The organism is Oleiphilus sp. HI0043 (assembly GCF_001634935.1).
In genome coordinates this window covers 1-811 of the sequence record NZ_LWEY01001083.1, presented here as the reverse complement: position 1 = coordinate 811, position 811 = coordinate 1, and the positions used below count along the sequence as shown (strand labels likewise).

The 811-nt window shown below is 42.5% G+C and carries 2 protein-coding genes; both read left to right on the top strand.

The annotated features are described in order from the left end of the window. Positions 1-252: 252 nt before the first annotated feature. On the top strand, positions 253-519 hold the full coding sequence (locus A3729_RS11895; RefSeq protein ID WP_068510923.1) for a hypothetical protein: 267 nt from the start codon (positions 253-255) through the stop codon (positions 517-519). Between the two features lie 95 nt (positions 520-614). Beyond that, positions 615-811, top strand: a 197-nt coding sequence (locus A3729_RS11890; protein ID WP_156495137.1) for a hypothetical protein, incomplete at its 3' end; no start/stop codon positions are given.

The window sequence follows — 811 nt, the reverse complement described above, 5'->3', positions numbered from 1 at the left end:
TTTTAGTTTTAGCTGCTGTAGCAAAGGCAACTGCTAGCGGGGGTATAGCAGTTGCAGCGGCAATATTTTCAGGCTTAGTCGCTGAGTTTGTATTTTATAAATTGGTAATTTCTGGCAAGGTTAAATCTAATCTCGTAGCAAATGAAATATAACCAGGCAATCAAAGATCGCCCACGAAAGGGCCCGTGGGCTGGACTCGCTCTGCTGCGCGCCGCTCGCCCTTTATTGCGGCGTTAGGCTCATGGAGATGCTATGAAAGTCGAGATAGTAAGAGATACTGGGACAGGTTATTTTGGCACAACAACTGCCAGAACAAATGTTCCACAAGGAAAGAAACTTGAGCTTACCATGCAGAATCTATGTTCAACTTTGGGCATTAAAAAAATCTACTGGACCATTAGCTCAAGAGAAGCAAAATATTATCGCCCGGATGGACCTTATACCTATCAGAGTGCTTCCAATACCATTCTTGAATTATCTGAAAAAGTAGCCGAGAAATATGCGAATAAAAAAGCCTAACAAGTTTAGCCTGCCTCGCCCCGGAAAAATCCCCGGGGCTGGACTCGCTATCGCTCGCCGCAGCTAAAGGCGTTAGCTGTAAAAAAGGAGTTAAATTGAAGCACATATTTGTTATTGCAGTTTTAGCCTTATTGTCAGGTTGTAGTTCAATGGTAAAGACCGAAATTGGAGATTACGATTACGGCAAAAGTTTAAGTGAACTACAAAGTCAGCATATCGAGTTACAACCTCAGGATGGTTTATTCTCTGAACCACGAATTAGCATTCCATTAGATGATGCTAAAAGCCTTTG